This window comes from Pseudoalteromonas sp. NZS71_1 (assembly GCF_015864305.1).
Classification (GTDB): domain Bacteria; phylum Pseudomonadota; class Gammaproteobacteria; order Enterobacterales; family Alteromonadaceae; genus Pseudoalteromonas; species Pseudoalteromonas arctica.
Genome location: NZ_JADYXM010000019.1, coordinates 69,801 through 82,907 on the forward strand (window position 1 = coordinate 69,801; position 13,107 = coordinate 82,907).

Sequence of the window (13,107 nt, forward strand, 5' to 3'; positions counted from 1 at the left end):
AGGAGTAAGCTATGCCTTATATAAAATCACATCTGCTAAGTATGACTACCTTGGGTTTGTTGATTATGCCAAATTTAGCAAACGCGCATTTAATGGTTGCAGATCACGGCACGCTAAACTTTGTTGATAATAACGTGTTTATTGTACTTTCAATCCCTATGTCGGCTTTTAAAGGGGTTGATGAAAATAAAGATGGCAAAATATCAATAGTTGAGTTTAATGCTCATAAAAAACAAATAAGTAAGCGAGTTAAAAAGAACGTTTATTTAGCAGATCATCAGTATAAATTTACTATTGACGGACTTTTGCTAAACCCAGAAGCGTCGCATACACATAAAAGCGACAATATAGACCAAGTAACCATTACTGGGCGCTACTCTTTACCAAGTAAACTAACCAAAGTTAACTTTAACGTTAAGCTATTTAGTAACAATGAGCACAAGCAGCATTATCAAATAACAGCGACGAATAAAACGCAAAAACTTACTCATCAATTTGAGCTAACACCAACGTCGCCCTTTAGTAAGGTGTTTTAATAATTAGTAATACTTACCTAATAATTAAGTGACAAAGAGTACAAGTTAAACAAACTTATGCTCTTTTTTTATCTTTGTCTTTTCATTCAGCACTCTTAATTTAAGTACTTTCTATAAAGATACAAGCTTAGGATTTTTAGGAAAGTAATGCTCTTCTTGCTGCTCACATAAACTAAACTCACGGGTGTTTTTATATGGGAGTTTCATAAAGCCCGCAACACCAACGTCCGTAATATTTACCGCGTATTGCATTAGTTTATTTAGCAAACGTTTAAACTCAACCTCTTTGCTCGAATCGAGTAAGCGGTAGTAATGGTGAATCTTCATTCTATCAGGCAGTGCTTCAAAAATAATACACCCCGTATGATGAATTTGGTTAAGCTCAAATACGCACTTAATAACTTTTTTAGGTAGCTGTAGTTGCTCATCAGGGTCTTTACCGTCTTCAAAGTATGAATGCGGGCGGGTTATGTCGTTTGCTTTCATGCTTACAACTTCGTATTCAAGCTCTGGTAGGCTATCAAACTTAAATGCACCGGTGCCATCTCGCTCTAACTGAATAGTTTTACGGGCATCAAACAAACAACACTTAAATAACCCTTTTTGATTAATCGCTTGCGCAAGCATCACCGTGTTATTAATCGCATCACTAAACGCATCACCCAATGATTCGTCATGCATAATTAAAGACGATTCAACAAACATCGACTCATCCTTCCAATGAAAACTAAGCCCACCAACAACAGGGTACTTAGCTAATCGGCTTATTGATGCTAAAAATGCTTTTTCGTTATCGCCTGTATCAAACAAAAACTCTTTATAATAACGGTCAAGTTGCGCGTCGTTTATATCTAGTAATTGCTGATTATGATCGGCCTGGCGTAAAAACTGTTTTCGTGAACTATATACCACCGTGTCGGGCTGCTCGGCCTTGCCATACCAAAAAGGGATATCTGCTTTTTTTTGTTTTTTATCAAGCTCAGGTAAATACGCTTTAGCCATAGTTGTAATGTTACGCATAAAGTAATCACCGGCACCATCACGTTGTGCCTTACTTTTAGATAGCATGCCATCAATCACTTTAGCCAGTTCTTTTGGGAGCCCTAAGCTGCTTGCAGGGATGGCTTGCGCACCAAAGCGACACGACTGCGCCGACGCTAGCGCATACAACGTAGCGGCTACACCTTGTTCGTCAAATCGTGGGGATGATTGCTCCCCCGACATTTGTGCTTCACCAATAAAGTACACATCGCCCATACGCGCATTAGTTGTACTTAAATCGCCCGACATTAAATCCATAAAGTTACTGGCAACAGGATTACCGTCACTATCGAGCTGTGCATACACAGAGCTGCCCCAATCCACTAACGAAAGCGCGTCAGTGTTTGCATCCCAAACAAGGTTTGAAGGTTTTATATCGCCATGCACTATAGGTTGTGGGCTAACGCCATTTTTGTGGCTGCGTAAATCAATTAATACATTACGTAACCTAACAGCTAGCGCCATTATTTGCGCGGCACTAAAGCGCCCTGTTTTAAGCGATACTTTTTCCAGATCCTCTCCAATGGCGCGAGCCATCATTAAAATCCCTTGTTTTTTAATTCGCTCAAACGCATAAAAGGTAGGCACTAACGGGTTATTAATTTGCGAAAGCATATACGCTTCGTCTTCTAGGCGGTCACGTACACTTTGGGCAAGCGTAATACGCGAAAACTTAAATACCCAAGGTAAGCCGTTATCGTCATCACCTGCAAATACAAAACCAAAAGCTCCTGAACCAATCATTTCAACGTTTTTGTAGCCCAGCAGTGTTAACTGCTTAATACAAATATTAAGCCACTGGCGGTGTTTTTTAGCATCGCGGTGCGAAAGCAAATAAACAGATTGCTCTTCGTTGATATAAAAATTGCGGATTTCTTTGGCTTTCAATACAGGTACTCAAACTTATAAAACTAACCAATTATTAGTTTTATGTAATGAGATTACAATAGGTTAAATAAGAGTTTTGAAATCGTGGAATAAAACAGCGCTAAAGTAGCGCCATAGCAGTAAATTTAAGTGTAAACGTTAAAGCTCAAAGTAAGCTTTTACAATGCACTGTATATAAATACAGTGCATTGCTTTTTGCTAACTTTCAATAACACGAAGCTGCTTAAGTGATGACACAGCTATGTGCGTTTGATAATAATATTTATTAGTAGCTCTACCACGGCTCATAAAATCGATAGTTACTCGTTTAGCTTCGCCTGTTACTTCTATTGTTTTATCAATAAAAAAGGTGTCTGCTGGTTGCCCGTATTTACTTTGAAGCTCTGCTACCACATTAGGCTGTATTGATACCGTAATTGAACGCCTGTCACGATAATCAGTTTCTGTATTTAAATACAACCAACTCCCCTGAACTCCCGCCGCTTTAATATGAAACTGGTAAGTGCCAGCAACCCCCTTTGGTGCACTTTGCTCAGTTAAAGCGATAAGGTTCATATTTGCAGCCGTACTTTGGCTCATTTCAATTTTATGGGGAACAGAACTACATGCACTAAGCGTTAGCACACTTAGTAAGGCTAGATATTTCAAGACACAATTTCCTTGTTTCTTACACCAATTCGCATAATTAAGTAATCTATTTTGAGACAAGAAAATCGTGTCGATAACAAAGCAAAATTTCGTTATTGAGTTGTTCTATATCAAAAATTTTTAATGCAGTTAGCGATTTAATCCCTTAAATTGATTAACTATTATTGCGAATTGGTATTATGCATTATTAAAAATATGTAGCGTTAATGATACCACTATATGCAGCCATGTTTCTATAATCAATCCAAACAATTAGTTAGCGGGTATTAAGGTGCATTGCGCTGAGAAGGATCTGTTTTAAAGCTTTTTAGCAAACTTTGTGGGTCAACCACCTCGGTATGTTCTTTAGCAGCCTGCGCCCACCATATTAGTTGGCCAAACGTACGTGAGAAATAATTAAACCACGATGATTGACTCTCTCCTGCAACAGGTTTGCCATCCTCACTAAACACATCTTGCGCTTTTGGCACGTGGATCATAGCCGATACCGGCAAACAGCCAAGTTCAGATAAAAAAGTACGCATGCTAATGGCCGCTCTTACGCCCCCCCACTGTCCTGCTGAGTAAGTTACTATTGCACTTGGTTTATACGAAAATAGTGAGCTACCAAAATGATTAAGTAAGTCAGCGAGGGCTGGACTCATGCTGTGATTGTACTCAGGGCTAATCATTATATAACCATCTGCGGCTTTAATTTTATCAGCTAATAGAGTGAGCTCTGTAGGTGCATTACTATTAGCGTATGCAAAATGTGGTTTAAATACGTTTTCGCTAGGAAAATCCAACGCATCAATTAGCTCAAACTCATGATCGCCAAAATGCTCTGTTAAGCATTCTATACAAGCCCTAGAAACCCTTAAACCTAAGCGAGCTGGCTTTGGTGGTGTACTATCGCGTACTGTGCCTAAAAATACTAAAAACTTCATATGTAATTCTCAACTGTGTTTAAACGATAGCTAAACACTAACATTTTTTAGTTATTGTGTATTACACATACGCATGGTTTATTGATTCAAAACATACGAATAATTTAAAAGCTGTAAACTCACCCTCGAAAAGTAAACACGCCCTAGTATTGATAACTTAGCCCTACACCACCCCAAAATATATTTCGAAGTGTCTCGTCACCTACAAAGCGTTTTTCATCTTTATTAACTGCAATGCTATAGCTTGTATATGTGTATAAGGCTAACTGATTAAAAAGCTGATACGACAAGTTTGCAGTAAACTTAACGTTGTTTACTCCGTTGTGCCCATCACTAACATACCCCGCGTTAAACCCCACGCCTGATTGAATATCTACTGATAATAAATCGTTAATATAAAAATCTTTTTTTACTGCCAACTCCAAAAATGTACCGCTGGCATCAAATGAATGATAAACACTACTTAACAACTGAATATCGTCTGCATAGAGATAAGCAAAGTCGAGGCTTAGCTCATTATCGTGAGCATCAATGCCATCTTCGCGAGCTTTAATATAGTTATAACCTACATACATCTCTACTCGCTCAGATAAGTGAGCGGTATAAATGGCATTTAAATTAAGCTCTGAATAATCACTACTAATACCTTTTGCGGCCCAAGGGATCACCGCAAAGTTTTTATAATTAAACTCAGTAGCAATTGATGCAATACCATTACCGGCAAGGTTATCCCGACCTTCGGTTACATATCGGCTTTCCCATAATGGGTGAATATGTAAATCAAACTCTTTATTTTTGTAATTTACGTCAGTATTGGTATGCTTAATATTTCCGCCTACGCCCACTTCAAGCTCTTGATAGTGCTCTTGTGTTTTTGCTTGTGCGTAAGCTGTATTTACTCCCGCTAGAGTCGTAATAACAAATACATATTTTAAATAGTGAGTCATTTATTAAGTCCAAAACCATCATAAATGGTAAAAAGTGGCGCATAGTATTGTTATAAAACGTGTTAGCGCAATAAATGGATGCATATATATTGTTTTATTTATTAGATTTGAAGTATTTACTAAGTATTACCCATAAACTACAAGTTGCAATTAGCTCGGATTTCAACCAACAAACCAAAGCTATATACGCACCGAGCAATGCTCTAGCAGGTACTTAATTTAATAGTTCAGATGATAGTTATAGTACTCACGGTGAGGTGTTCCCTATTGCAAAAACAGGAAAAGTATAAGTAGGAAGTGTAAAAAAGTGCGGTAAAGGGGAAAACTATAAGCAGCAATAACTCATTAAGCTGCTTATTATTCTTAAAATTATTAACCTAATTTGTTGGCCAGTTTAGTGATTTAAATAAGCCATAACGGCAATGAGTGCAACATAAAAACAAAAACCGAGTAAGAAGATTAAGTCGACTCTTCTAGCTTTACTCGCTTTATAAGATGCAAAATCCTTAAACTCGCTTTTATACTGCCCCAACGTTACCACTTTTAATAGCAGCCAACCGGTCGAGTAAAATAAAAAACTCAAACCAGTTTCAACAATTAGCCAAATAAAAATCTCAAATGCAATACTCATAAACTATGTCCATTAGTTTGGAATGCAAAAACTATATCAGCTATGTGTTTAAAATACAGCCAGCTAAGTTAATTAAGGTGTAACAGTAAATTTCGTTAAACCTATTAACTGACCTGATTCGGTGACTACTTTTACTTGCCACTTACCAACAGAGTCTTTAGGAAAGTTTACTTTGTGTGTCCACGCTCTATAACCTAGCTCTCTCCCGCCGTTTATATTTAACGTGATCCGATCAACTTCTTTTTTATTATGAAGCCACACATGAAATATTTTTTCATTTAAGCCTCTTGGTGCTTTAACAGCGGTCCAACTATATAAACCTTGATGGTGCAGTGTATAAGAGTCTAACTGTTTAATACTCCCTACTGGCTTTTTATGCTGTAAATCAACTTCATGAGCTAACGTAATATCGGTTAATCGCAGCGCAGCAGGAGGCACATAGCTCCTTAATTGCCACACAGCAGTGCTCAAAGCACATAAAATCAATACAAGAATAGGAAAACGCCACCAGCGTGCATTAGGCATTAAATTGTTTAAACTCGGTAGAGTAACCACTACAGCCGTTACAAGAGCTGCGGCTAAACTTTGGCTTGTTGTAAGGTTTAACAAAATAGGTAATGTAACGAGTAAAACAACGAATAAAGCAAAGTTATGAAACACACTAAATAACGTACGGTTTCTAGCAAGTTTTTTGTAATAAAAGGGGTCTATAACCGATATAACCGCACACAAAACAATGAGGGAGGTAAAAATTGCTTGAGGATGATCCCACTGTGTAACCGCTAAAAAAAACGGCAAAGCAAAAAATAGACTTTCTTGTTGCACCATTTGCAGAGCAAAACGCATTACATTAGGAGATACTGCCACACCAAACTTTTCTTCTACTTTGTCACGTAACCAATTATCAATAATTAGCCACAACCAACTAATAAGCAAAAATATCGCAATAATTTGCGAAAAAGACTCTTTTCTATCTACAAGTGCAAAGCTAGCAACGCCCGACAAAAATGCCAACACAGCCAACAATCCAGGTCGCTTTTGCATCGCGCTTATAAATTTAGCGATTATATTTTTACAGTAATCCATGTATGAGTGTTTCCGTACGGGTATGTACTTTATTATTTTTGTTCAGAGTACGATTAGTTTAACCAAGTTTAAATGAACAACAGATAGACGGATGGATTTAAACGCGTCAGTTAACAGTAAACCATTTTAATTAAATAAAAGCCCGGCATAGCGCGTCATTGGTACGTTTATTAATTTTTGTAACGCGTGAGCCTTAGCAAGTAATTCATCCTCACTAAGTGCAGGTATTGTATTGTTAAAAGCAAAAACAATTTTATTACCGCCTTCAATAATCAAACTAAGAATCTTTCCTGCAAATTCTTTCTCAAGAAGTTGATCGAACGCTTCCCTCTGCCCAACTTTGGTATGGCAAATATTAAGTACTAAAACACCATCAAAAGTGAGCGCATTTTTACAATCGCGTAAGTAGGATGATTGCACCTGATCTGATTCCATCCCTTCTGAGCTATATAAATCAGAAAAAATAACGTCCGTTTTTATCTGCGTGTTTTTCATGTAGTTTGCCGCATCATCAATATGAATAAACAAACGTTCTGATACAGGGACTTCAAAATATTTTATAGCCATATCAGCAACGGCTTTACGGTATTCAACAGTATGTATAGTCAGTGCAGGAAACGCATGATAAAGACTTTTTGCGATAGAGCCCGCCCCAAGTCCCATTATCATCGCGGTTTTTAAGTGCGGTATAAAAAAAAGCGCAGCCATCATAGCTTGCGTATAAGCTAAGCTTAACCCGTTAATATTATTTAATTTAATACAGCTTTGATAAATTTTTCCGTCAAAGCTGAGAATAAGATTCTTTTTTGTTTGATATACATAAACTGGGCCATGCTCATCAATAGTTGATGCAATACAAGTGCCTTTGATATCCACGAATACTCAATAGGTGAGGTGATGAAAAACGAGTATAACTTAGTTAACGCACTGGCATTGCCATTAATATGATTTATAGCCTTTTATTAATTTACAAGCATTTATATACGTACTCAGAAAAGTCGGTTTATCTTTTGAGATTAGATTAGCTAAGGTATCTACTTATATAGCTAGATGGAACTTACCCGTGACGACATTTATTATAAACAGCGACGCAATATGCTAAAAACAAACTAATACACTGATATAGCTACAAAAAAACTATTTGAATATTCCTCATGTTCAACATGAATAAAGTACACATCAACGACAAGGAAGTCTAAACGGCTAAACATCCATCTTTTATTTTTACCGATTTATGCTTTTTTTTCGTCAATTACTACGTAATCGCATCTAACAATAATGTGTAATGAATATGACTCATGTTTTATGTGAAATTAAACCGTTTTTCTTCATATGCCAATCCACGTATAAATTACTCATCCCTTAGCGCTAAACACTATTACTAACAACTTAAAGCCGCTGAATACCTAAACCAGCTAAGCCAGCTAAGTAAGTTGCAAGGCTAATAGAGCGCAGAGCATCAATCAGGTTTAAATTATAAAATTGGATATAAACACGATGAAAAAAGATTTTACATTTAATATTAAGAGCGTTTCACTCGACGAAAATTATCATCCATCAACTAATACGCGTATCACAACCAACTTTGCTAATTTAGCCAGAGGTGAATACCGCAAAGCAAACTTGCGTAACGCCTTAAACATGATTAACAACCGTTTTAATGCCCTAGCCCACTGGGATAACACCACAGGTGAGCGTTATGCTGTTGAGCTTGAAATTGTCTCTGTTGAGATAGGTATTGAAGACGGCGGCGAAAGCTTCCCCTCTATCGAAATATTAAAAACAAATATTGTTGATCATAAAACTAATAAGCGCATTGAAGGCATTGTAGGAAACAACTTTTCATCGTATGTACGCGACTACGACTTTAGCGTACTCCTACAAGAGCACAATAAAGGCAAGCCTCAATTTAGTATTCCTGATGACTTTGGGGTTTTACATGGCAAGCTATTTCAGTCATTCGTAAACTCGGATACATACAAACAAAACTTTAAAAAACCGCCGGTTATATGCCTAAGTGTGTCAGATAACAAAACCTATAACCGCACCGAAAACCAACACCCGGTACTTGGCGTTGAATACGAACCAAATGAATCGTCTTTAACTGAGCAATACTTCAAAAAAATGGGCTTACAGGTACGTTATTTTATGCCACAAAATAGCGCCGCGCCTTTAGCATTGTTCTTCTTTGGTGATTTACTTAATGATTACAGCAATCTTGAGCTTATAAGCACCATTAGTACGATGGAAACGTTTCAAAAAATCTACAGACCAGAGATTTATAATGCAAACGCAACAGCGGGTAAATCATATAAACCAAACTTAAAAAACTTGGATCACTCACTAACGCAAATTGTGTATGACCGAGAAGAGCGCGGCAAGTTAGCGAATGAGCAAGGCAAGTTTGCACAAGAGCATTTTATCAAGCCGTACCAAACGGTTCTTGAGCAATTCTCTACTCGCTATCTGTCATAACAACTAATAGTAACAACCAGTAATAACGCGCTTAACGCTACATTTAATAATTAACTAAAATATACGGCATTATTTATTATGAAAAAATTACTACCTACTTCTACCGCTGGCAGTTTACCTAAGCCGTTATGGCTTGCAGAGCCAGAAACACTTTGGTCACCTTGGAAATTACAAGGTGATGAATTAACCCAAGGCAAACACGACGCCCTACGCTTGTCATTATTCGACCAACAACAAGCAGGTATTGATATTGTTAGCGATGGTGAGCAAACAAGGCAGCATTTTGTAACTACATTTATAGAGCACCTAAACGGTGTTGACTTTGAAAAACGTAAAACAGTAAAAATTCGTGACCGATACGACGCAAGTGTACCTACAGTTGTTAGCCCTGTTAGCCGTCAAAAGTCTGTGTTTGTTGAAGACGCTAAATTTTTACGCAAGCAAACCAAACAACCAATAAAATGGGCATTGCCAGGCCCAATGACAATGATCGACACGCTTTACGATGACCATTATAAAAGCCGCGAAAAACTAGCGTGGGAATTTGCCATCATTCTTAATCAAGAAGCAAAAGAATTAGAAGCCGCAGGCGTTGATATCATCCAATTTGATGAGCCCGCGTTTAACGTATTTTTTGATGAAGTGAACGACTGGGGAATCGCCTGTTTAGAGCGAGCAATTGAAGGGCTTAAATGCGAAACCGCAGTGCATATTTGCTATGGCTACGGCATTAAAGCAAATACAGATTGGAAAAAAACACTAGGAAGCGAATGGCGACAGTACGAAGAAGCATTCCCTAAGCTTCAGCAATCTAATATCGATATTATCTCACTAGAGTGCCATAACTCGCATGTACCAATGGATTTACTAGAACTCATTCGCGGTAAAAAAGTAATGGTAGGCGCAATTGATGTAGCAAATCATACTATCGAAACGCCAGAAGAAGTAGCTAATACGCTGCGTAAAGCACTGCAATTCGTAGATGCCGACAAACTCTACCCGTGTACAAACTGCGGCATGGCTCCACTACCTCACCATATAGCTAACGGCAAATTAAATGCCTTGAGCGCTGGGGCTGAAATTATAAGAAAAGAATTATTAGAAAAGAACTAGAAAAGTAGCTTTAAAATACAAATTGTAAACAATAACAACTGTCGCACCATGCCATAGTAAAATCCATAAACATGGTGCGATAGCTAAAACCGGCTAAAGAACAAGTTTAGGTTAGTTATTTAATTTTTTTTATTAAAAAGCTCTAACCTATTTTTTGAAAAATCGATAACTGCTTGGTATTGAGTAAAAAAAGGAGAGCCTAACAAGCCATGTACTCCCTTTTCACCACCCGCCACCTGTACATGGTCAAGATTAAGTGACACAAAGCCTGGACTTTCAAGCAAGGCACTACCAAACTCAATTGAATCAACTTCTATATCTCCCATAGCGTGATCCGAAGTGCCCAAGCCTGCTGCATTCTCAATATTTAGTGTCTCTTCAATGCCTAACTCACTTAGGCATCCCCTGTCTAAAACAGATGTTCCAGCGCCAGTATCTAAAATAAAACGTAACAATTTACCGTTAATTTTAGCTTCAACAATTTGGTGGCCTGTTTCTGATATTTCAAACTCAATTACAGTTTTGCCTTCAGATAAATTCATATACGTTCCTTGTTAGATTGTATTTAGGTGTTGGAAAACGAATACACCCTACTATGAATCTACTTATTTAGCGGCCTTAAAACGCCACTATTAAAATTTGCAATTAATAGCTAAATTTTACTAGTCGCCCACCTCAGGGCGTTTTGTTATATGTACATTAATTCAAGTCTATTTCAGGGTGTTCTTTAATCCCGTACATTTTTTCCATTATTTTTAAGTAAAAATCTAAAGAGGGCATATTCATTTCTTCACGCCGTTTATCTACATTAGTTTCATCTTCTATAGGGCTAAACACAACTTTACCTTCACTCACGTCAGCTTGAGTACCATAGATTTGTTTCTTTCCTTGTGCAATAAGAACTCTATCAGTTAAAAGAGCAACTTGTTGTCCGCTAACACCTTCGCCATTCAAATATGATTGCTTTAAATATGGAAGCATTTTTACTTTAAATGCAACATCAGGTGAATGCTGGATGACTAAAAATGCTGCTCCAACTCCTTTAACTCCGACTAAATCCCTTGTTACCCAATGATGCTTTTTAATGATAGCTTTAAGTTTTCCTGTATTACTTTCATCTATTTTCATCATTTGTTCTAGGAGTGCTTTAGGCGGGTTTTGCCACCCAGCTTCTCCTATTTCGTTTCGAATATGTTGATCTTCAATTTCCATTTCAATTAGTTCTTTTTGCAGAGGAAGGTTAATTTCAGCAAAAGAATAAAAAGGTATTATCAACTGTAAAAATAATAGGTAACGCATCAACTGAACTCTCCTTGTACATATAACGAGCCTGTAGATTAACTCGTTTTTTATTTATTTTTATTGATAAACAAACCATAGCTGAGTTCCTATTTTGGTTCAATCGATTACTGTATTTTTACGCAGAATATAAAGTGGGAATTTGGTGTTGTTTTAATTGGCGTTTTGGACGGGATTACTGGTGTTTGAGTGGCTTTTATTTAGGTTAAAAGGGCTTCCCCTTCTTAATGCATCGTGTTTTGCAGCTTTTCTATATTATGAACAAGACAATACAGTTGCCATTGCGCATTCACTTTCTCCTAACTCCGCAAGTTCAATTTGTTTAGCTCTTTATCCACAGTTATACTACCGAACGACATTCCAATACAATCAAGTCGTTTATAGGTGTTAACTAAATACACTTTAGTATTTAACTTATGTACTATTTTTCAAGAATTTTATTTTTTATTTCGTCGCTAATTGGAGCTGCTTTTATTAGCTGCTCTAATTTTTTTGAGTCTTGCATTTCACTATATAACCAATACGCAGTTGAAAAGGTTGCTGTAAGTACTGAGGCCAAGAGTGCAGCGGTGAGACTTTCCAAAACGGATGCTCTAAAAGGCTTTTTAATCTGCTTTAAAACTGCATCATCTTTTAAAGCTTCTTTATAAGACGTCAAATCTTCAGAAAGTGTAAGGTTTATGAAGTTATTGACAACTAATTCGGCTTCATTCCTAAAACGTTTAATTGATTCCGAGCGCGCCGATGGGACATGGAAGAATTTTTGGATTTCATCTTTTGTTGGGTAGTCAGTATTTTGGGTTTTAAAATGCTTAACCCAAGCTACTTTTTCTTGCTTGTAAAGTGAATATGCAACTTTACCCACAAAATCATTTTCATCTTCGATCATGTCATCAAAAATATTGTGCTTCCACATATTAACTATCCAATTGTATTAGATTTTTTATATGCTTTATTTATTTCTGAAGCAGAGTAAGTACGAGAAGCTATCTTAGACTTAATACTTTTTGGTAAGTCATATGAGGAAACCTCTTTCTTATTTATCATAGCTGACCTACAAACCTGACAGCCACCTTAATCGAACAAACAAAACTGTGCCACTAAATTTGCCAATCAGGTTCAAAATTTATCTTTGATTGCTGGGTCACTTTCATTTCATCTAATAAATAAGTCATTAGCACGCTAAAACCTGAATTACACGCATGAAAATAACTGCAAGGTAGCAGTTTTAACTTTTACCAAATGGTTTTTAATTTATGCGAGTAACTTTTCGCAGTTGCTAATATTTGATCGCCGTTTCCGCTTTAAGTTTTCACAGTAACTTGTTTGTGAAGTGGGCCTGCCTACTGCACCATGAAATACGCGCGTAAATTGCGTAGTCAGTTTTAGCCAGTTCTCTGGGGATATATTAAGCCTTTCTAACAAAGGAAGGTTCATATTATCAATATGCCCACGCTTATCCTCTCGTATTATTCGCCCTGTTAGCTCAACAAGTTCAAGGTACGATTTAAGCTCAA

13 protein-coding genes and 2 pseudogenes are annotated in these 13,107 nt (G+C 37.1%); 3 read left to right on the forward strand and 12 right to left on the reverse strand.

Annotated features, from left to right (window positions below):
• The first annotated feature begins 11 nt into the window (after nucleotides 1-11).
• The gene (locus I6F43_RS18820) at nucleotides 12-536 is read left to right on the forward strand and encodes a hypothetical protein (RefSeq protein ID WP_197103568.1); all 525 of its coding nucleotides are present in this window, start codon (nucleotides 12-14) and stop codon (nucleotides 534-536) included.
• 111 nt (nucleotides 537-647) lie between these two features.
• Here the strand turns inward: I6F43_RS18820 and I6F43_RS18825 are convergent, their stop codons facing one another.
• The 7 genes from I6F43_RS18825 to I6F43_RS18855 all read right to left on the reverse strand — a co-directional run bounded on the left by I6F43_RS18825 (nucleotide 648) and on the right by I6F43_RS18855 (nucleotide 7,579).
• Nucleotides 648-2,465, reverse strand: coding sequence for a protein kinase domain-containing protein (locus I6F43_RS18825; protein ID WP_197103570.1), 1,818 nt, complete (start codon nucleotides 2,463-2,465; stop codon nucleotides 648-650).
• A gap of 198 nt (nucleotides 2,466-2,663) precedes the next feature.
• Complete coding sequence (locus I6F43_RS18830) at nucleotides 2,664-3,113, reverse strand: hypothetical protein (protein ID WP_121955372.1); 450 nt, start codon at nucleotides 3,111-3,113, stop codon at nucleotides 2,664-2,666.
• A 266-nt stretch (nucleotides 3,114-3,379) separates the two neighbouring features.
• A complete protein-coding gene (locus I6F43_RS18835; RefSeq protein ID WP_007582767.1) occupies nucleotides 3,380-4,039 on the reverse strand; it encodes an NADPH-dependent FMN reductase in 660 nt (219 codons plus the stop codon).
• Between the two features lie 143 nt (nucleotides 4,040-4,182).
• Nucleotides 4,183-4,986, reverse strand: coding sequence for a hypothetical protein (locus I6F43_RS18840; protein WP_165721873.1), 804 nt, complete (start codon nucleotides 4,984-4,986; stop codon nucleotides 4,183-4,185).
• Between the two features lie 394 nt (nucleotides 4,987-5,380).
• Nucleotides 5,381-5,617: a hypothetical protein gene (locus tag I6F43_RS18845; protein WP_154903149.1), complete on the reverse strand. Its 237-nt coding sequence runs from the start codon at nucleotides 5,615-5,617 to the stop codon at nucleotides 5,381-5,383.
• Nucleotides 5,618-5,689: 72 nt separating this feature from the next.
• The gene (locus tag I6F43_RS18850; protein WP_197103572.1) at nucleotides 5,690-6,703 is read right to left on the reverse strand and encodes a DUF5924 family protein; all 1,014 of its coding nucleotides are present in this window, start codon (nucleotides 6,701-6,703) and stop codon (nucleotides 5,690-5,692) included.
• A gap of 126 nt (nucleotides 6,704-6,829) precedes the next feature.
• Complete coding sequence (locus I6F43_RS18855) at nucleotides 6,830-7,579, reverse strand: ATP-binding protein (RefSeq protein ID WP_197103574.1); 750 nt, start codon at nucleotides 7,577-7,579, stop codon at nucleotides 6,830-6,832.
• Nucleotides 7,580-8,200: 621 nt separating this feature from the next.
• On the opposite strand from I6F43_RS18855, the gene I6F43_RS18860 reads away from it, so the two are divergent.
• On the forward strand, nucleotides 8,201-9,178 hold the full coding sequence (locus tag I6F43_RS18860) for a DUF1852 domain-containing protein (RefSeq protein ID WP_197103576.1): 978 nt from the start codon (nucleotides 8,201-8,203) through the stop codon (nucleotides 9,176-9,178).
• A 78-nt stretch (nucleotides 9,179-9,256) separates the two neighbouring features.
• The gene (locus I6F43_RS18865; RefSeq protein WP_033029634.1) at nucleotides 9,257-10,291 is read left to right on the forward strand and encodes a methionine synthase; all 1,035 of its coding nucleotides are present in this window, start codon (nucleotides 9,257-9,259) and stop codon (nucleotides 10,289-10,291) included.
• Between the two features lie 119 nt (nucleotides 10,292-10,410).
• On the opposite strand, the gene I6F43_RS18870 is transcribed toward I6F43_RS18865, so the two are convergent.
• The 5 genes and pseudogenes from I6F43_RS18870 to I6F43_RS18885 all read right to left on the reverse strand — a co-directional run.
• Nucleotides 10,411-10,833, reverse strand: a complete 423-nt coding sequence (locus tag I6F43_RS18870) for a retropepsin-like aspartic protease (protein WP_197103578.1) — start codon at nucleotides 10,831-10,833, stop codon at nucleotides 10,411-10,413.
• A gap of 157 nt (nucleotides 10,834-10,990) precedes the next feature.
• On the reverse strand, nucleotides 10,991-11,590 hold the full coding sequence (locus tag I6F43_RS18875; protein WP_197103580.1) for a DUF6624 domain-containing protein: 600 nt from the start codon (nucleotides 11,588-11,590) through the stop codon (nucleotides 10,991-10,993).
• Between the two features lie 224 nt (nucleotides 11,591-11,814).
• A pseudogene (locus tag I6F43_RS20330) lies at nucleotides 11,815-11,970 on the reverse strand (transposase); the annotation flags it as partial.
• 41 nt (nucleotides 11,971-12,011) lie between these two features.
• On the reverse strand, nucleotides 12,012-12,506 hold the full coding sequence (locus I6F43_RS18880; protein WP_197103582.1) for a hypothetical protein: 495 nt from the start codon (nucleotides 12,504-12,506) through the stop codon (nucleotides 12,012-12,014).
• A gap of 338 nt (nucleotides 12,507-12,844) precedes the next feature.
• Nucleotides 12,845-13,107 (reverse strand): annotated as a pseudogene (locus I6F43_RS18885) (transposase); the annotation flags it as partial.